This window comes from Streptomyces sp. JN8, from assembly GCF_055808075.1.
The window spans coordinates 5,396,468-5,413,496 of record NZ_CM147852.1 but is presented as its reverse complement, the minus strand read 5'-3'; the positions used below and the strand labels follow the sequence as shown (position 1 = coordinate 5,413,496).

Annotated in this window: 15 protein-coding genes and 1 tRNA gene; 7 read left to right on the top strand and 9 right to left on the bottom strand. The window is 72.5% G+C overall.

What is annotated here, in order from left to right; genetic code table 11:
* A complete protein-coding gene (locus tag ACY0MR_RS23870) occupies positions 1-1,611 on the bottom strand; it encodes a dynamin family protein (RefSeq protein WP_388798665.1) in 1,611 nt (536 codons plus the stop codon).
* Positions 1,612-1,914: 303 nt separating this feature from the next.
* On the opposite strand from ACY0MR_RS23870, the gene ACY0MR_RS23865 reads away from it, so the two are divergent.
* A tRNA-Arg gene (locus tag ACY0MR_RS23865) sits at positions 1,915-1,987 on the top strand.
* 362 nt (positions 1,988-2,349) lie between these two features.
* Here ACY0MR_RS23865 and ACY0MR_RS23860 read toward each other — a convergent pair.
* On the bottom strand, positions 2,350-2,751 hold the full coding sequence (locus ACY0MR_RS23860; RefSeq protein WP_473555236.1) for a DUF6193 family natural product biosynthesis protein: 402 nt from the start codon (positions 2,749-2,751) through the stop codon (positions 2,350-2,352).
* 104 nt (positions 2,752-2,855) lie between these two features.
* Between ACY0MR_RS23860 and ACY0MR_RS23855 the strand changes: the two genes are divergently transcribed.
* A complete protein-coding gene (locus ACY0MR_RS23855; protein ID WP_473555234.1) occupies positions 2,856-3,002 on the top strand; it encodes a hypothetical protein in 147 nt (48 codons plus the stop codon).
* Between the two features lie 42 nt (positions 3,003-3,044).
* Here ACY0MR_RS23855 and ACY0MR_RS23850 read toward each other — a convergent pair whose 3' ends face one another.
* Positions 3,045-3,485 (bottom strand): pyridoxamine 5'-phosphate oxidase family protein, encoded by a 441-nt coding sequence (locus ACY0MR_RS23850; RefSeq protein WP_388798659.1) that lies wholly within the window; start codon positions 3,483-3,485, stop codon positions 3,045-3,047.
* Positions 3,486-3,644: 159 nt separating this feature from the next.
* Positions 3,645-4,622, bottom strand: coding sequence for a GNAT family N-acetyltransferase (locus ACY0MR_RS23845; RefSeq protein WP_473555231.1), 978 nt, complete (start codon positions 4,620-4,622; stop codon positions 3,645-3,647).
* 350 nt (positions 4,623-4,972) lie between these two features.
* Here ACY0MR_RS23845 and ACY0MR_RS23840 point away from each other — a divergent pair, with 350 nt between their 5' ends.
* The 3 genes from ACY0MR_RS23840 to ACY0MR_RS23830 all read left to right on the top strand — a co-directional run bounded on the left by ACY0MR_RS23840 (position 4,973) and on the right by ACY0MR_RS23830 (position 8,322).
* The gene (locus ACY0MR_RS23840; protein ID WP_473555229.1) at positions 4,973-5,590 is read left to right on the top strand and encodes a hypothetical protein; all 618 of its coding nucleotides are present in this window, start codon (positions 4,973-4,975) and stop codon (positions 5,588-5,590) included.
* A 239-nt stretch (positions 5,591-5,829) separates the two neighbouring features.
* Positions 5,830-7,092, top strand: a complete 1,263-nt coding sequence (locus ACY0MR_RS23835; RefSeq protein ID WP_473555226.1) for an MFS transporter — start codon at positions 5,830-5,832, stop codon at positions 7,090-7,092.
* 285 nt (positions 7,093-7,377) lie between these two features.
* The gene (locus tag ACY0MR_RS23830; protein WP_473555224.1) at positions 7,378-8,322 is read left to right on the top strand and encodes a class E sortase; all 945 of its coding nucleotides are present in this window, start codon (positions 7,378-7,380) and stop codon (positions 8,320-8,322) included.
* Positions 8,323-8,436: 114 nt separating this feature from the next.
* Here ACY0MR_RS23830 and ACY0MR_RS23825 read toward each other — a convergent pair whose 3' ends face one another.
* Positions 8,437-9,780 (bottom strand): esterase-like activity of phytase family protein, encoded by a 1,344-nt coding sequence (locus ACY0MR_RS23825; protein WP_473555221.1) that lies wholly within the window; start codon positions 9,778-9,780, stop codon positions 8,437-8,439.
* A gap of 159 nt (positions 9,781-9,939) precedes the next feature.
* Between ACY0MR_RS23825 and ACY0MR_RS23820 the strand changes: the two genes are divergently transcribed.
* Entirely contained in the window at positions 9,940-11,091 is a 1,152-nt protein-coding gene (locus ACY0MR_RS23820) for a winged helix DNA-binding domain-containing protein (protein WP_388798645.1), read from the top strand.
* Positions 11,092-11,112: 21 nt separating this feature from the next.
* On the opposite strand, the gene ACY0MR_RS23815 is transcribed toward ACY0MR_RS23820, so the two are convergent.
* The 4 genes from ACY0MR_RS23815 to kdpF are packed head-to-tail and all read right to left on the bottom strand — an operon-like array spanning position 11,113 to position 15,652.
* Complete coding sequence (locus ACY0MR_RS23815; RefSeq protein ID WP_473555219.1) at positions 11,113-11,784, bottom strand: potassium-transporting ATPase subunit C; 672 nt, start codon at positions 11,782-11,784, stop codon at positions 11,113-11,115.
* Positions 11,785-11,789: 5 nt separating this feature from the next.
* Positions 11,790-13,895: a potassium-transporting ATPase subunit KdpB gene (gene kdpB / locus ACY0MR_RS23810; protein ID WP_473555216.1), complete on the bottom strand. Its 2,106-nt coding sequence runs from the start codon at positions 13,893-13,895 to the stop codon at positions 11,790-11,792.
* Positions 13,892-15,556: a potassium-transporting ATPase subunit KdpA gene (gene kdpA / locus ACY0MR_RS23805; protein ID WP_473555213.1), complete on the bottom strand. Its 1,665-nt coding sequence runs from the start codon at positions 15,554-15,556 to the stop codon at positions 13,892-13,894. Before kdpA ends, kdpB begins: the two co-directional genes overlap by 4 nt.
* Positions 15,557-15,562: 6 nt before the next feature.
* Positions 15,563-15,652 (bottom strand): K(+)-transporting ATPase subunit F, encoded by a 90-nt coding sequence (gene kdpF, locus ACY0MR_RS23800; RefSeq protein ID WP_033204243.1) that lies wholly within the window; start codon positions 15,650-15,652, stop codon positions 15,563-15,565.
* A gap of 456 nt (positions 15,653-16,108) precedes the next feature.
* Here kdpF and pucL point away from each other — a divergent pair, with 456 nt between their 5' ends.
* Positions 16,109-17,026, top strand: a complete 918-nt coding sequence (gene pucL, locus ACY0MR_RS23795; RefSeq protein ID WP_361850697.1) for a factor-independent urate hydroxylase — start codon at positions 16,109-16,111, stop codon at positions 17,024-17,026.
* The last annotated feature ends 3 nt before the right edge of the window (positions 17,027-17,029 follow it).

Below are 17,029 nucleotides of genomic sequence, written 5' to 3'. Positions count from 1 at the left end.
TCACTTCTCCTTCTGCAGTACGGAGAGCGCGGCGATGAGCTCCGCCTGCGGCTCTGGGGTCACGTCGAGCGCTTCGAGGGGCGCGAGGCGCCGGTCGCGTTCGGCGTGCAGGACACGGTCGACGTACGAGAGGACGAGGGCGCCGCCCTTGTCGCGCAGGCGCAGGGCGGCCTGGGCGCCGAGGAGTTCGGCGAGGCGCTCGCCCGCGGGCCGGGCGCGGCGGCCGCCGAGGAGGGAGGCGGCGAGGAGGGCGGCGACGGTGTCGGACTCGGGGAGGGCGGTGCGGGGGGCGGGGGGCCGGTCGACGGTCCCCGCCTCCTCGTCGGCGAGCTCCTCCAGGACGCGGCGCCAGCGCCGTACCTCCACGCCGATCCGCTCGGCCGCCTCGCGGTCGCCGCCGGTCCGGACGGGGCCGAGGGCGGCGGCCGCGGGTTCGCGGCGCCAGGCGTCGCGGACGCGCTCCTCGGCGGCGGAGACGGCGCAGTGGAGGAGGGCGGCGAGGGATTCGGCGAGGGCGTCGAGGAGTTCGTCGGCGGTGCTGTCGCGGGGGTAGGCGCGCCAGCGGGTGCGGGCGTCGCCGGCGAGGACGGCGCCGCGGCCGAGCTGTTCGCGCACCCGCTTGGCCTGGGCGCCGTAGGCGGCCGTGACGGCGCCGCCGAGCCGGACGGCGGCGGCGTACTGCGCGGCGACCGCGCCGGCCAGTTCGGGGAGCCGGGCGTCGAGGGAGTCGATGACGCCGGTGGCGGTCCGCTCGGCGGCCTGTTGGCGGGCGGCGGGGTCCTCGGCGCGGTGGGCGAGCCAGCCCCGGAGGGCGGCGACGGCGGAGTCGGGGAGGAGCCCGCTGGCGCCGTCGGCGGACTCGGGGAGCTCGGGGATGGTGAAGCGGGGCACGTCGCCGAGACCGGCCTTGTCGAGGAGTGCCTCGTACTGGCGGGAGACCTCGCCGATGACCTGGTGGGGCACCCGGTCGAGGACGGTGACGAGGGTGGCGTCGTACTCCTTGGCGGTACGGAGCAGGTGCCAGGGCACGGCGTCGGCGTAGCGCGAGGCGGTGGTGACCATCACCCAGATGTCGGCGGCGCAGATCAACTCGGCGGCGAGGAGACGGTTCTCCACGACGAGGGAGTCGATGTCGGGCGCGTCGAGGAGGGCGAGGCCCCGGGGGACGGAGGAGGCGGTCTCGACGCGGAGGGCGTTCTCCTCGGGGGGCGGGGCGTCGTCGGCGTGCTCGTCGTCGGCCTGGGGCAGCCAGACGCGGGTGAGCTGCGGGAGGACGCGCATCCCGGCGAACCAGTGGTGGTCCTCGGGGTGGCAGACGAGCACGGGGGTGCGGGTGGTGGGCCGGAGCACACCGGACTCGCTGACGCGCCGCCCGACAAGGGAGTTGACGAGGGTGGACTTGCCGGCCCCGGTGGATCCGCCGACGACGGCGAGCAGCGGGGCGTCGGGATCTTTCAGCCGGGGCACCAGGTAGTCGTCGAGCTGGGCGAGCAGCTCGGCCCGGGTCTGCCGGGCGCGTGGTGTGTCGGGGAGGGGGAGAGGAAGGCGCACGGCGGCGACACGGTCGCGCAGGGCGGAGAGTGCGTCGATCAGCTGAGGCCGTTCGTCCAAGGTCACCACATGCGAAGAATGCCCAATTTATGAGTGTTTTTGAAGCCTATTGCGGCCCTGCGCGCCGAAGAGAAGGGTGGTGGCGGGAAGCCCCAGGCATAACGAGTGCACAACACCCGCCGCGAGGGGCGTGAAAACCGCTGCGCGAATCGCACCTGCCTGCGATTATCGTTCCGCTTCACCGAACCTCCACATCGTGCCACGCAGGTGAAGCAACCGGGCCAAGGCGATCGGAGCCCTATCCTTGTCCCGGCAGGCCACACCCCACCCACAAGGGGCTCCTGGCCACACGGCCACCACCCGGCCCCCGTAGCTCAGTGGATAGAGCAGGTGCCTTCTAAGCACTTGGCCGCAGGTTCGAGTCCTGCCGGGGGCGCAAGACGGGACCCTCCTTCGGGAGGGTCCTTTTTGCTGGTCAGAGCGGGTTTCCGGAGAGCCGGGCGGAGCCGGATACGCCCCCTGGCGGGCAGCGGACGTGTCCGGCCGGCTCCGGCTCATCCCGCGTTTCTGCGGGTGGCCTCGGTCGACGCGCGTGCATCCTCTGCACGCGGCCTTCTTCATCAGTGTGCGGCCAGCAGGGTGGTGCTGGTCTGGATCAGTTCAGATCTGCACCCCAGATCTGTGCTGTTCCAGTGATCGGCAGGTTCGACCCGAGGTCCGTCCCATCGCCTGTCCCCTGGCTCTCACGGTCAGGCCCGTGCCCCACCCGTACGCACCGCGCCGGACAAGCCGGCCGACTCAGCTGAGCGGTTCGAGGACGTCGGCCGTGCCGTCCACAGCCGGGCCGCAGCCTGCGGGAAGGTGCGCGGCCACGAGCCTGACGGCCTCTTCGGCGGTGTCGGCTTCGCCGGCCCGCTCCCTTCCCGAACCTGCCGATCCATGCAGTCCCCACACCCTGAACCGTTCGCCGAGGAGAGGAAAGATCGACGGCAGGTCTTGCGACCAAGGGAAGCGGGTGCACCGACTGAACTGCAGCGACCCATGACTCACCAGCGGAAACAGGGCCCGAAGTTCAGGGATTGCGTATGCCGCCTCTACCAGGGCCTTGTCGATGAGCTTCTCGTCCATCTCCCGCACGACCTGCCACTTGGCGGCCACGGGGTCGTCAGACGCTGTCGTGAGGGTGCCCTTGTCTGTCATGCCGGGACATTAACCGACTCCGCAACCGCCGGTTCGTTCCTCGTCATTCGCCTTGCTCGCCGAGGCGGCTGACCGCTACCACGGGGTCGCTAGAGTCGCCTGGCATGGGGGATCGGACACGCGTCAAGCGCTGCAAGCAGTGCCATCGACCGCTCGACGAGGGGCGGCGGCGGGGGCCCAAGCGGTTCTGCAGTCGCCGGCATCGGCTGCGGTACTGGGTCGGCGAGGTCATGGAAGCCGTCCTCAGCTGACCGTCGCGGCCGCTGCCGGGGCGAAGAGCCCGCGCAGCGGGCTCAGTTCCCGGACGGGACGTCCAGGGCCGTCCCGTACAGGCGGGACACCCGGACGAGGATGACCACGCGTCGGTCCGGCAGCGGCTGCTCCCCTGCGGGCGCGTCGTCGGCCGGGTCCACGATCTCCGCCTCGCCCTCCGCCACCGCGAACGACCAGACGTCGGGCCCGTTCACATGCAGGGCCACATGCGGGTCGCGGCGCAGTTGGCGGACCTTGAGCCGGTCGGCGGTGGAGGAGATCCTCAGGACGCGCTCCTCCGCGCTCCATTCGTGGAGGACCGTCGACAGGTGCGGGTGACCGGTGCTCCTGACGCTCGCGAGGACGCCGAACCGCTGCCGCGACAGCAGCCGGGACAGCTCCCCGTCCGTCAGCGCGCGGGGCGCCGGGCCGTCGTTCGGGGTGGTGCCGGCGGGTGCGTCGACGACGGTGCGCTCACTCATGGGGCAGCCCTCTTCACTGGTCGGGGCGATGCGGCCGAGCGGGCGTGCGCCGTCAGCGCCGGCACCCGCCCCGCCGCACGGATACAGAAACCGTAGCAGATAGTTTCGTTGCAGACTATCTTTCACGGTTCCAGTCGTCGCCCCTTCCGCTCCGCTCCCTCAGTCGGCGAGGAGGTCCAACTGGTACTCGTGCGTACTGCGGTGGAAGCGGAAGCCCAGTCGCCGGTTCACGGCCAGCATGTGCGTGTTCTCCTGCGCGTTGTCCGTCTCGACCTCCCCGATCCCCGGGTGCTCGGCCCGGAGCCTGCGCACCATCTCCGCCTTGAGCCACAGCCCGAGCCCGTGACCGCGGTGGGCCGGCGCCACCGCCGTGTCGTACTGCTGCGCCCGCCGGGCCTCCCCCGACCTGATGACGATCTCCGTGTACCCCGCCATCTCCCCCTTGCCCAGCGCCGCGGTCGTCAGCAGCAGGTCGCCGCGGTCGGCCAGCACCTCGGCCATGGCGCGGACCCGGTCCGCCGTCCAGGTCTGGCTGCCGTAGTCCATGTCGCCCGTCGGCATGTCGTTCATCGCGTTCTTCGCCGCGGCGAACGCCTCCGCCAGCCCGTCCGGAACGGTCCCGGTCCAGCCGACCAGTTCGTACCCGGGATGCGCCGCGTCCGCCTCCGCGGTGTCCGCGTGCGCCACGTCCAGCAGCAGGTGGTCGAAGGCCAGCACGCGCCGGAAGCCGCGGGCGGCGCAGAAGGCGCTCGCCGGTCCCTCCCCCGGCGCGGCGGCGACCAGGCTCCGCCGCCCCTCGTCCCGCGCCGCCCGCACGGCCGTCGCCAGCAGGTGCGAACCGACGCCCCCGCGCCGCCGGCCCGGAGCCACGTGCAACTCCAGTTCCGCCAGGTGCCGCTGACCTGACGGGGTGAACAGGCGCAGTCCGGCCACCCCCACCACGGTGCCGTCGGCCTCGGCGGCCAGCCACAGCAGACGTCGGTTGTCCCGGCCGGTGACGGCGAGCCGGGCATGGGTCTGCTCGAACGTGGGACGGGGCTCCTCGGGCAGATCGGCGGCGAGCGAGGCCGCCACGACCGCGTGCCACGCGGTGGCGTCCTCGGTCGAGACCTGGGTGAGGGGGACTGCGTCGATCAAGTGGGCTCCTCGGTGAGGTGGGTGTGTGCCGAACCGCTGCTGTGAAGTGGGGGGGTGCTGGAGTGGGTTGTTGCTGGAGTGGGGGGTCTGGAGTGGGTCCCTGCTGTGAAGTTCGCTGGTCCTGCGGTGCGTGTTGTCGCTGCGATATCGGTTGTCGCGGTGCGTTCGGACCGTTGCGGTCCGAACGTTGCGGTGCCCTGCGGTCGGGCCGCCGTGTCGCGGACCCGACTGTGCCATCGCTCGCCCTCCCACCGTCGCGATTTATCGCCGGTCCCGGCCGCCCCTTTGTCGATCTTGATAGGTTCGAGAGGCCTCCCCGACCCGCGTACTCGTGACCCCGGAGTGACGGAATGCCGCGCACCTCCCCCGGCCCCGACGAGCCGACGAGCCCTCCCGCCTGGCGGGTGCTCGTCGTCGGGGGCGCCTCCGGGATGGGCAAGACCGGTGTCGCACGGGCCCTCGCGCGCCGGTACGACGTCCCCGTCGTCGAGGTCGACGACATCGTGGAGGCCCTCCTCGCGGTCACGCGCCCCGAGCACCTCCCGGAGGTCCACTTCTGGCGCACGCACCCCGAGGCCGCCCGGTGGGCTCCCGAGGCGGTCGCCGAGCGGCAGATCGCGGTCGCCGAGGCTCTGGCCCCGGCGGTCGAGGCGGTGGTCGCCAACCACGTGGGCACCGACACCCCGGTGGTCCTGGAGGGCGACTACCTCCTGCCCCCGGCGGTGACACCGGGAGGGCCGGTCCGCGGGCTCTTCCTCCACGAGGACGACGAGGCGCAGGTGACGGCCAACTACCTGCACCGCGAGCCGGAGGCCGGACCGCAGCGCCATCGCGCCCGCGTCAGCGTGCTCTACGGCCGGTGGCTCGCCGCGCGGGCCCGCGCGGCCGGCGTCCCCGTCCTCGCCCCGCGCCCGTGGACGGACCTGGCCGAGCGCGCCGGGAGGCGGCTCGGGGAGACGGTCGCGTAGCCCGCGACACGTGTGGTTCCCGCGCGCTCGACGCGTGGAGGCCTTTGTCCGGCGCGCGCCCCCTCCGCCCAGCACGCGCCGTCCCCGTCCGACGCATGTCGCCCTCCGTCCAGCGCGCGTCGTCCCCGCCCAGCGCGTGCCCTCCTCCACCCGCCCCGCGTCGCTCGCCGCCCGCTGCCGCCCGTCGCCCTCCCCGCTGCCCCGCCGCCCCTCCCGAGGCCGCTGTTAGCCTGCTGGACATGATCAAGGGGGGTCCGGTCGATCGCACGGCCCGCTTCGCGCGCGTCGCGGGGAACAACGGGCCCGAGCGCGTGCTCATCGCCGCCAGTTTCGTCAACCGGGTCGGCAACGGCCTCTTCAACGCCGCGTCCGCGCTCTACTTCACCCTGATCGTCGGCCTGCCCGCGGCCCAGGTCGGATCCGCGCTCACCATCGCCGGGCTGATCGGCCTGGCCGCGGGGGTACCCGGGGGCCGTCTCGCCGACCGCCGCGGCGCCCGCACCGTCATGATGGCGGCCCTCGCGGTCCAGGCGGTCTCGATTACGGCCCTCGTCCTCGTCGAGAGCTGGACCGCGCTCACCCTCCTCGCCACCCTCGACCAGCTCGCCGCCGCGGCCGGCGGGGCCGCCTGGGGCGCCCTCGTGGCCCGGGTCGGGACCGAACGCCCGGCCCTGTTCCGGGCGAAGCTGCGCACCTTCGTCAACCTCGGCGTCATCTTCGGCACGGTCGGCGCCGGCCTCGCCGTGGCCGCGGACACCCGCGGCGCCTACGTCGCCCTCATCTTCGGCAACGCCGCCAGCTTCGCCCTCTGCGCGGTCCTCCTGCTCCTCCTGCCCTCGTACCCGCCCCTGCCCGCGCCCCCGCGGGAGCGCCGGCTGCCCGCCCTGTCGGACCGCCCGTACCTGACGTTCACCGTCCTCTACGGCGCCATGGGCCTGCAGTACCCCGTGGTGTCCCTGCTCCTGCCGATCTGGATCTCCCAGCACACCGAGGCGCCCCGCTGGACGGTGGCGGTGCTGTTCGCCGTCAACGCGGCCTTCTGCGTGCTGCTGCAGACCAGGCTCGGCTCCCGCATCGAGACCCCCCGGCAGGGCGGCCGGGCGTTCCGCGACGCGGGGCTGCTCTTCCTCGTCAGCTGCCCGCTGATGGCCCTGGCGGGCCACACCCCGGTCTGGGTCGCGGCGGGACTGCTCCTGACCGCGATCTTCCTCCACAGCCTCGGGGAGATCGGGGAGTCCTCGGCGGGCTTCGCCCTGGGCTTCGGCCTCGCCCCCGACCACGCCCAGGGCCAGTACCAGGGCCTCCTCGGTCTCGGCTTCTCCGCCGGACAGGCCTTGGCCCCCGCGATCCTCACCACGGTGGTGCTCGGCCTCGGCACGGCGGGCTGGCTGGTCCTCGCGGTGTTCTTCGCCGGGATAGGCGCGGCCGGTCCCGCGGTCGCCCGCTGGGGCCTGCGCACCCGCCCCCGCCCACCGGCCGTCCCCGCGGACACGCCGGCCTGAGCAGGGGCCGAGCCGACCTGAGCAGGGGACACGCCGGCCTGAGCAGGAGCCGAGCCGACCTGAGCAGGGGCCGAGCCGGCCTGAGCAGGGGCCGAGCCGACCTGAGCAGGAGCCGAGCCGGCCTCAGCACAAGGAGCAGCAGCGAGGCTCATCGGCGCCCGCCCGACGCCCGGGGGCTTCGGACCGCAGGCCGTACGCCCCGGGACGCGGGCCGTCGGCCGTACGCCCGCACGGGTGAGGGCCGCCGTGGGTGCCGTGGCGGCCGAGGTACGTCATTCTGGGGACATGGCTGCCGTACGTGGCGGGTCCCCGTGGAAGGGGCGGAGCAGAGGCCGAGGGCCTCGCTCCGGTCTCGTCGCCGCCGTCGCCGCGGCCGTCGCGGGCCTCACCGCCGCGACCGGGTGCGCGACCGGCGCCGACACCGGAGCCGGTGCCCCGGCCGGGGCGCACGGACCGGTGACGCCGTCCGCCCCGCCGACCTCGTCCCCCGACCCGGCGCAGCCCCCGTCCGCCCCGCCGACCTCGTCCCCCGACCCGGCGCAGCCCCCGTCCGCCGCGCCGACCTCGTCCCCCGACCCGGCGCGGCCCGCGGCCGGCGCGCCGGCCCCCTCCCCCCTCCCGGCGAAGCCCCCCGGCCCCGCCGCGCCGGCCGCCGTCGGCGCCGCTCCCCCCTCGCCCTCCGGTACGCCCGCGACGCCGCCGCCCCCCTCGCCCCGCGGGCCCGTCGCCGCCGAGCTCTCCATCCCCTCGATCGGTGTCGAGGACCTGGACGTCCTGCCGTACGAGGGGACCACCGACGACCGCGCCGGCACCGTCATCCAGGACCGCGGTGTGGCGGCGAGTCCGCACGGCGCGCGCGGCGGCGTGGGGCCGGGGCAGGTCGGCAACTACCTGGTGACCGCGCACCGGCTCTCCGCGGGCGGACCGCTGCGCGAGCTGCCCGCGGTCGAGAAGGGGGACCTCGTGCACGTCACCGCGGGCGGCACCGTCTACACGTACGAGATCGTCGAGACGCGCTCGACGTCCTTCCGCTCGGCCCGTTCGCTGGCCGAGCAGCGGGCCGCCGTGCCCGGCGAACCGGGCCGGGAGCCCACCCGGGCCATGATCACCCTCTCCACCTGCGCGACGCCCGAGGACAACGCGGCGGGCAACTACTGGCGGGACGCGCAGAACAATCCCGAGCACCGCATCGACAAGATCGGCGTCCTCACGTCCGCGCGGCCCGCCTGAGCGACCGCGCGCCCCACCCGCGTCCCCGGAGATGCCTTCAGCATGCCCTCAGCCGCGGGTCGGCCTGGTAGTCGGTCAGCGCAGCCGGTCAGCGCAGCCGGTCGACGCAGTCGGTCAGCGCAGCCGGTGCGGCAGCCGGACGCGGACCAGGGTGGTCTCCACTCCGCTGTCGACCAGACGGCCGTTCGCGTCGAAGGCCCCGGGACCGTCCGTCATCCCGAAGTCGTTGTCGTTGAGGAGGACCAGGGTCGAGGAGCCCTCCACGGCGATCCCCTCGATCTTGCCGGGGACGCCCGCGACCGTGTTCAGGTCGACGACCAGGCGCTTCTCCAGGATCGGTGCGTCGGCGGCCGCCTCGTCGTCCAGCTGCTCCAGGGTCGGGCTCGCCGTCCCGTCCCACCGGGAGCCGAGGATGTCGGCGCCGCGACGGAGCCGTACCTCGTAGAGTCGGGAGGCCTTGTCCGTGCGCTCCTGGACCAGCAGCCGGTCGCCGCCCAGGGCGACGACGGAGGAGATCTTCAGCTCCGAGGTCTTCGTCTGGCCGGGCTCCACGACGCCCACCGGGTCGAAGCGGTACGCGTACTCCGCCGTGACCCGGTTCTTGCGGGGCGAGAAGCGCAGCAGGCGCGTGGTGCGGGAGTCCTCGCCGGCCGCCTTGTCGGGGTGGAGCAGGGGGCTCTGCAGCGCCATCACCAGGTCGCCGTCGGGCAACAGGGCCAGCCCCTCGAAGCCTCGGTTGATCTTGCGCTTGAGGAAGACCGACGGGAGCGACTCGACCACCGGGTAGTCGGCGCCGGTCAGGGCGAGGCCCCGGGGGACGTGGCGGGCCAGGACCCGGCCCGCGGCGGAGACGTGCACGAGGGACGGACCGTACTCGTCGACCAGCCAGAAGCCGCCGTCGCGGTCGCGGACCAGGCCCTCGGTGTCGAGGCCGTTCGGGTCGTACGCGAGCGGGGTCGTGGCGCTGTGGTCGTACGGGGCCTCGTCGCGGCCCGGCTGGTTGGGGAGACCCGTGACGGGCGCGCCGGAGGCCGTGGTCAGCGGGATGGACTTCAGCACCCGGATCCGGTCGCCGACCGCGCGGACCTTGACGATCGCCGGGTCGAAGCCGGGTACGGGGAACGTGCGCCGCTTGTCCTTGCCGACCGCTATCTGGCCGTTGGGGCCCCGGTCGGTGACAGTCCAGTATTCGCCGGGCCGCTCGGCCGGGTACAGGTCGCTGCCGATGCCGCCCAGGTCGACGTCCCGGTCGTCGTCGACGGTGCCGGGCAGCAGGGCGTTGCTGAAGGCGGCCAGCGGGATGTCCGGCAGGGTCGAGGTGGAGACGACCCGGGCGGCGGCGGAGCTGCCGTGCCGCGCCGGCTCGGCCTCGGCCGTCCCCACGACCGCCGTCAGCGCGAGCGCGGCGGACAGCGGCAGAACGACGGCGGCGGGCCGGCGCAGGAGGCGCGGATTCATCTGAACTCCCTTTGAACACCTGGAAAGTCGCCCGTGGAGGCGCCTCATGGTCCGATTCCGGCCACAACGGTGGGCGTCGGGTGGGCGACACGGGGGCGAGCCCTCGGTGAACGCACGGCTCCGCCCCCGGATGTCGGTACCGGGGAGGACAATCGCGCCATGGTGATCACCGCACGCGCCCTCAACCGTTCCACTCTCGCCCGGCAGCTCCTCCTCGACCGGGCGCCGATCGGCGTCGGGGACGCCGTGCGGCGGGTGGTGGCCGTGCAGGCGCAGCAACCGGGCTCGCCCTACGTGGCGTTGTGGAACCGCGTCGCCGGCTTCGACCCGGAGTCGCTCGACAGGGCACTGGCGGACTTCGCGTTGGTCAGGTCGACCCTGATGCGGCTCACGCTGCACCTGGTGCACGCCGGGGACTACCGGGCCTTCCGGGAGGGCATGGAGCCGGCGCTGCGGGGGTCGCGGCTGCACGACCCCCGGTTCAAGGCGGCGGGGTTCACCGCCGAGGACGCCGACGGGCTGCTGCCCGGCCTCCTCGCGTACGCCGGTGAGGCGCGGACCGGGGCCCGGCTGCGGGCGCACCTGGAGGCGGCGCGGGGCGGGCCGGTGGAGGCCGTCGTGTGGCGGATGATCCGGCAGTACGCGCCGCTGTGGCACGCGCCGACGGGGCCGCCGTGGTCGTTCGGCACGGCCCAGTCGTTCGTGACGGCCGAGGCGCCGCTGCCGGTGCTGGGCGATCCGGAGGCCTCGGCGGCCGGTCTCGCGGTGCTGCTCCGGCGCTATCTGGAGGGCTTCGGTCCGGCGTCCCTTGCGGACATGGCGCAGTTCACGCAGGCCCCGCGGGGGCGGGTGCGCGAGGCGGTGCGGCTGCTGGAGGACGGGCTGGAGCAGGAGGAGGGGCCGGGCGGGACGGTGCTCCACGACGTGCCCGGCGCGCCCCGGCCGGACGAGGACGTCCCGGCGCCGCCCCGCCTGATGGCGATGTGGGACAGCGTCCTGCTGGCCTACGCGGACCGCGGCCGGGTCATCCCGCCCGAGTACCGCGCGCGGGTGATCCGGGTGAACGGCGACACGCTGCCGACGGTGCTCGTCGACGGGTACGTGGCCGGGGTCTGGCGTCCGGTCGGGGAAGGCGTCGAGGTCTCGGCCTTCCGTCCGCTGCCCGCCCGCGTCTGGGCGGAGCTGGCGGAGGAGGCCGCGGCCCTCGACGGCTTCCTCGCCGCCCGGGACCGCCGTGTCTACGGCCGCTACGACCACTGGTGGGTCAAGGGGCTTCCCGCGGCGGAGACCCGGGTCCTGCCGGGGGCCTGACGGCCAGGCGCCTCCGGCAGGTCACCCCTTCTCCGCCACCAGCTGCCTGAGCGCGATGTTGAGCTGGAGGACGTTGACGCGGGGTTCGCCGATGAAGCCGAGGATGCGGTCGTCGGTGTGGTCGGCGACGAGCTTGTCGACCCGGGCGACGGGGAGGTCGTTCTTCTCGGCTACCCGGTGGACCTGGAGCTTCGCGTACTCCGGGGAGATGTGCGGGTCGAGGCCGGAGCCGGAGGAGGTGACGGCGTCGGCGGGGACGTCGGAGGGCCTGACCGTGTGGTCGGCCGTCGAGTTGTCCTTGACGACGGCCGCCTTGGCGTCCGTCACCCACCGGATCAGCTCCTCGTTGTCGCCGGAGCGGTTCGTGGCGCCGGAGAGGATGATCGAGTACCGGGTGTTGACGCTGTTGGCGCCCAGGCCGTTGGACGGGCGGGGCTGGAACCACCTCAGGTCCGGGGCCGCCGTCTCCTCGCCCTCCTTGAGCGGGAGGTCGTAGGTCTGGCCGATGAGTGCGGAGCCGACGACCTTCCCCTCGCTCGTGATCTCGGACCCGTTCGCCTTCCCGGGGAAGGCGACCTGGGCGATCCCGGTGACGGCGAGCGGGTAGACCACGCCGCAGATCACGGTGAGGACGAGGAGGGCGCGCAGGCCGGCCCAGAGCACGCGGCCGGTGTTCGCTGCGGAGTTGTTCATCGTGGTCAGCCGATTCCGGGGATGAGGGAGAGGAGGAGGTCGATGATCTTGATGCCGACGAACGGGGCGATCAGGCCGCCGAGTCCGTAGATCCCGAGGTTGCGCCGGAGCATCGAGTCGGCACTGGAGGGCCGGTAGCGGACGCCCTTGAGGGCGAGCGGGACGAGGGCGACGATGATCAGCGCGTTGAAGATCACGGCGGAGAGGATCGCGGACTCGGGCGAGGCCAGGCCCATGATGTTCAGCCTGTCCAGCGACGGATAGGCGACGGCGAACATCGCGGGGATGATCGCGAAGTACTTGGCGACGTCGTTGGCGATCGAGAAGGTCGTCAACGCACCCCGGGTGATCAGGAGTTGCTTGCCGATCTCGACGATCTCGATGAGCTTGGTCGGGTTCGAGTCGAGGTCGACCATGTTGCCGGCCTCCTTCGCGGCCGACGTGCCCGTGTTCATCGCGACACCGACGTCGGCCTGCGCGAGCGCGGGGGCGTCGTTGGTGCCGTCACCGGTCATCGCGACGAGCTTGCCGCCCGCCTGCTCCCGCTTGATGAGGGCCATCTTGTCCTCGGGGGTGGCCTCGGCGAGGAAGTCGTCGACCCCCGCCTCCTCGGCGATGGCCTTCGCGGTCAGCGGGTTGTCGCCCGTGATCATGACCGTACGGATGCCCATGCGGCGCAGCTCCTCGAACCGCTCCCGCATGCCCTCCTTCACGACGTCCTTCAGGTGGATGACGCCGAGGACACGCGCCCCCCTGTCGTCCTCCACGGCCACCAGCAGCGGGGTGCCGCCGGCCTGGGAGATCCGGTCGGTGAGCTCCTGGGCGTCCGGCGCGACCCGGCCGCCCCGCTCCTTCACCCACGCCACGACCGAGCTGGTCGCGCCCTTGCGCACCCTGCGTCCGTCCGCGTCGACACCCGACATGCGGGTCTGGGCGGTGAACTCGATCCATGCGGCACCGGCCAGTTCGCCCTGGTGACGCTCGCGCAGGCCGTACCTCTCCTTCGCGAGGACCACGATCGAGCGGCCCTCGGGCGTCTCGTCCGCCAGCGAGGAGAGCTGGGCGGCGTCGGCGACCTCGGCCTCCGTCGTCCCCTTCACGGGGACGAACTCCGAGGCCTGCCGGTTGCCCAGGGTGATGGTGCCGGTCTTGTCGAGCAGCAGCGTCGACACGTCACCGGCGGCCTCGACCGCCCGGCCGGACATCGCGAGGACGTTGCGCTGCACGAGCCGGTCCATGCCCGCGATGCCGATCGCGGAGAGCAGTGCCCCGATCGTGGTCGGGATCAGGCAGACCAGCAGGGCCGTCAGGACGATGAGCGAGGTCTGCTCGTCGGCGCCCGCGTAGATCGCGAACGGCTTCAGGGTGACGACGGCGAGGAGGAAGACGATGGTCAGCGAGGCGAGCAGGATGTTGAGGGCGATCTCGTTCGGCGTCTTCTGCCGGGCCGCGCCCTCCACCAGGCTGATCATCCGGTCGATGAAGGTCTCGCCGGGCTTCGTCGTGATCTTCACGACGATCCGGTCGGACAGCACCTTCGTGCCGCCCGTCACCGCGCACCGGTCGCCACCGGACTCGCGGATCACGGGGGCCGACTCGCCGGTGATCGCGGACTCGTCCACCGAGGCGACGCCCTCGACGACGTCACCGTCGCCGGGGATGACGTCGCCCGCCTCGCAGACGACCAGGTCGCCGATCGTCAGGTCGGTGCCGGGCACCTGCTCCTCGCCGGTCTTGGTGATCCGGCGGGCGACCGTGTCGGTCTTGGCCTTGCGCAGGGTGTCGGCCTGCGCCTTGCCGCGGCCCTCGGCGACCGCCTCCGCCAGGTTGGCGAAGATCGTCGTCAGCCACAGCCAGGCGGTGATCGCCCAGCCGAACCAGTCCCCCGGGTCCTGGACCGCGAGGACCGTGGTGACCACGGATCCGACCAGCACCACGAACATCACCGGTGACTTGATCATCACGCGCGGGTCGAGCTTGCGGAGCGCGTCGGGGAGGGACGCGATCAGCTGCCTGGCGTCGAACAGGCCGCCGCCGACGCGTCCGGCCTCGGCCTGCGGGCCGCCGGGCGCCCCGGACTGCGGGGGCCGGGTGGGAGTGATGGTGCTCATGCTGCGAGCCCTTCGGCGAGCGGTCCCAGCGCGAGGGCGGGGAAGTAGGTGAGACCGGTGATGATCATGATGGTGCCGACCAGCAGGCCCGTGAACAGCGGCTTCTCGGTCCGCAGCGTGCCCGCCGTCTCCGGCACGGGCGTCTGCTCGGCGAGCGAACCCGCGAGCGCGAGGACGAAGACCATGGGCAGGAACCGGCCGAGCAGCATCGCGATGCCGATGGTCGTGTTGAACCACTGGGTGTCGGCGTTGAGTCCGGCGAAGGCCGAGCCGTTGTTGTTCGCGCCCGAGGTGTAGGCGTAGAGGATCTCGGAGAAGCCGTGCGCGCCGGAGTTCGTCATGGACTGCGCCGGGGTGTCCAGTGCCATGGCCACCGCGGTGAAGCCGAGGACGAGCGCGGGGGTGACGAGGATGTAGCAGGCCGCGTAGGTGATCTGGCGGGTGCCGATCTTCTTGCCCAGGTACTCCGGGGTGCGGCCGACCATCAGGCCGGCGATGAACACGGCGATGACCGCCATGATCAGCATGCCGTAGAGGCCCGAGCCGACGCCGCCGGGCGCGATCTCGCCCAGCTGCATGCCGAGCATCGTGATGCCGCCGCCGAAGCCGGTGTACGAGGAGTGGAAGGAGTTCACGGCTCCCGTGGAGGTCAGCGTGGTGGCGACCGCGAAGATCGACGAGCCGGCGACGCCGAAGCGGGTCTCCTTGCCCTCCATGGCGCCGCCGGCGAGGTCGAAGGCGGGGCCGTGGTGGGCGAACTCGGTCCACATCATCAGCGCGGTGAAGCCGACCCAGATCGCGGCCATCGTGCCGAGGATCGCGTACCCCTGCTTCAGCGAGCCGACCATCCGGCCGAAGGTGCGGGTCAGGGCGAAGGGGATGACCAGGATGAGGTAGACCTCGAAGAGGTTGGAGAGGCCGTTGGGGTTCTCGAAGGGGTGGGCCGAGTTGGCGTTGAAGTAGCCGCCGCCGTTCGTGCCCAGCTCCTTGATGACCTCCTGCGAGGCCACCGCCCCGCCGTTCCACTGCTGCGTCCCGCCCGTGAACTGGCCCACCTCGTGGATGCCGGCGAAGTTCTGGATGGCGCCGCAGGCCACCAGGATCAGCGCGCCGACCACCGAGATGGGCAGCAGGACGCGGACGACGCCCCGGACCAGGTCTGCCCAGAAGTTGCCCAGCTCACCGGTACGGGACCGGGCGAAGCCGCGGACCAGGGCGACCGCGACCGCGATGCCGACGGCCGCCGACACGAAGTTCTGCACGGCGAGGCCGCCGGTCTGGACGACGTGGCCCATGGCCTGCTCGCCGTAGTAGGACTGCCAGTTCGTGTTCGCCACGAACGAGGCGGCCGTGTTGAACGCCTGGTCGGGGTCGATCGACACGAAGCCGAGCGAGCCCGGCAGCGAGCCCTGGACCCGCTGGAGCAGGTACAGGAAGAGGACGCTCACCGCGGAGAAGGCCAGCACCCCGCGCAGATACGCCGGCCAGCGCATCTCGACCGACGGGTTCGCGCCGATCGCCTGGTAGATCCACTTCTCCGGCCGCAGGTGCCGCTCCGAGGAGTACACCTTCGCCATGTGGTCGCCCAGCGGCCGGTACGACAGGCCCAGGGCGACGACCAACGCCAGGAGCTGGAGCACTCCGGCAAGAACGGGACTCATCTGTTCTCAGAACCTCTCGGGCTTGACGAGGGCGAGGACGAGATAGCCCAGCAGGGCGGCGGCCACGAGCAGGCCGACGATGTTCTCGGCACTCACGGCTTGGCCACCCCCTTGGCGATGAAGGCCACCAGCGCGAAGACCGCGATCGTGGTGACGACGAAGGCCACGTCGGCCATCGTGAGCTCCCGGATGCAGGAAGAAGGAAGAACGGATTCTCGGACGAGACGAGGAAACCTCTCCCCCCGGGCCCCGCGGCCCCCGTTGACGGGCCCCTAACGCCGCCCCCGGCCGTCTTGACGCGTCCCGTACGGCCGGGTGACGTGGCCCACGGCCCGCGGGTCCCCGCCGGGTTCGGCGCCCACCCATTGCCAGTGGCCGGAAGGGGACATATCTTCGAGCGACACCTACGGACCGGGATGCTCGTCAGTCCCGGGGCGGTCCGCCGTTCACGGGCCGGACGGCGGGGAGCGGAACCCTCGGGGACGACGGGGACGCTGGACGCCGGGCGTACGGGATATCCGTATCCACGTACCCGCAGGAGCTGAGCAGCACATGAGCAAGCACGTCCTGGCGCAGAACCAGTACGGCAAGGCCGAGAACCGCATCGTGGCCGTGACCCGCAAGGGCAACGACGGCGCGTGGCACGAGATCCGCGACCTGAACGTGTCGGTGGCGCTGCGCGGTGAGTACCGCGACGTCCACCTGACCGGGGACAACGGCAACTGCCTGCCGACGGACACCACCAAGAACACGGTCTACGCCTTCGCCAAGGAGCACGGCGTGGCCTCCCCCGAGGCCTTCGGCATCCTCCTGGCCAAGCACTTCGTGACCTCCCAGGCGGTGATCCACGAGGCGCAGATCCGGGTGGAGGAGTACGCCTGGGAGCGGATCTCCGTCCCCACCCGCAAGGAGCAGCACTCCTTCGCCCGCAAGGGCCAGGAGGTCCGCACCGCGCAGATCACCTACTCGGCGAACACCGGTCTCCAGGTCATCTCCGGCCTCAAGGACCTCACGGTCATGAACTCGACGAACTCCGAGTTCCACGGCTTCATCAAGGACGAGTACACGACGCTCCAGGAGGCCTACGACCGGATCCTCGCCACCAAGGTCACCGCGCGCTGGGCGAACTCGGCCCCGGCGGCCGCGGACGAGGAGCACGACTGGGACCGCTCGTACCAGAAGGTGCGCCGTCACATGCTGGAGGCGTTCGCGGAGACGTACAGCTACTCCCTCCAGCAGACGCTGCACGCGATGGCCGACCGGGTCCTGGACAACGTCTCCACGGTCAACGAGGTGCGGCTCAACCTGCCGAACAAGCACCACTTCCTGGTCGATCTGGAGCCCTTCGGCCTCAAGAACGACAACGAGGTCTACTTCGCCGCAGACCGGATGTACGGCCTGATCGAGGGCACCGTCCACCGCGACGGCGTGCAGCCGGTGATCGCGACCAGCGACTGGATCACCGCCTGACCC

Excerpts from the sequence above, each read along its gene's own strand:
- ACY0MR_RS23860 (WP_473555236.1), bottom strand. The coding sequence starts at position 2,751 with ATGACAGACAAGGGCACCCTCACGACAGCGTCTGACGACCCCGTGGCC.
- ACY0MR_RS23855 (WP_473555234.1), top strand. The coding sequence starts at position 2,856 with ATGGGGGATCGGACACGCGTCAAGCGCTGCAAGCAGTGCCATCGACCG.
- ACY0MR_RS23850 (WP_388798659.1), bottom strand. The coding sequence starts at position 3,485 with ATGAGTGAGCGCACCGTCGTCGACGCACCCGCCGGCACCACCCCGAAC.
- ACY0MR_RS23840 (WP_473555229.1), top strand. The coding sequence starts at position 4,973 with ATGCCGCGCACCTCCCCCGGCCCCGACGAGCCGACGAGCCCTCCCGCC.
- ACY0MR_RS23835 (WP_473555226.1), top strand. The coding sequence starts at position 5,830 with ATGATCAAGGGGGGTCCGGTCGATCGCACGGCCCGCTTCGCGCGCGTC.
- ACY0MR_RS23830 (WP_473555224.1), top strand. The coding sequence starts at position 7,378 with ATGGCTGCCGTACGTGGCGGGTCCCCGTGGAAGGGGCGGAGCAGAGGC.
- ACY0MR_RS23825 (WP_473555221.1), bottom strand. The coding sequence starts at position 9,780 with ATGAATCCGCGCCTCCTGCGCCGGCCCGCCGCCGTCGTTCTGCCGCTG.
- ACY0MR_RS23820 (WP_388798645.1), top strand. The coding sequence starts at position 9,940 with ATGGTGATCACCGCACGCGCCCTCAACCGTTCCACTCTCGCCCGGCAG.
- ACY0MR_RS23815 (WP_473555219.1), bottom strand. The coding sequence starts at position 11,784 with ATGAACAACTCCGCAGCGAACACCGGCCGCGTGCTCTGGGCCGGCCTG.
- kdpB (WP_473555216.1), bottom strand. The coding sequence starts at position 13,895 with ATGAGCACCATCACTCCCACCCGGCCCCCGCAGTCCGGGGCGCCCGGC.
- kdpA (WP_473555213.1), bottom strand. The coding sequence starts at position 15,556 with ATGAGTCCCGTTCTTGCCGGAGTGCTCCAGCTCCTGGCGTTGGTCGTC.
- pucL (WP_361850697.1), top strand. The coding sequence starts at position 16,109 with ATGAGCAAGCACGTCCTGGCGCAGAACCAGTACGGCAAGGCCGAGAAC.